Raw genomic sequence first — 208 nt, forward strand, 5'->3', positions numbered from 1 at the left:
GAGAGACTCTAAAGTCAAAAAAGTCGATCAGTTTTTCAATATAGAAGAAGCTGAAGCGGAGAACTTAAATGCTATTAACGTTAAATCTTTGGTGAGAAAGCAGAATTGGCAGAAATTTAAGGAGTCGATTTCACCGACGCTTACCATCTTGGGACCACGTTCTTCGCTGTATATAGCTCTTTATATTACAGGCAGCATTATCGCGTCG

General features: G+C 39.4%; 1 protein-coding gene. It reads left to right on the forward strand.

The annotated features are described in order from the left end of the window. On the forward strand, positions 1 to 208 hold a 208-nt coding region (locus tag MRS74_RS23925), incomplete at both ends, for a hypothetical protein (RefSeq protein ID WP_254582775.1).

It is taken from the genome of Marinobacterium sedimentorum (assembly GCF_024267675.1).
In the GTDB taxonomy this organism is placed as follows: Bacteria; Pseudomonadota; Gammaproteobacteria; order Pseudomonadales; family Balneatricaceae; genus Marinobacterium_A; species Marinobacterium_A sedimentorum.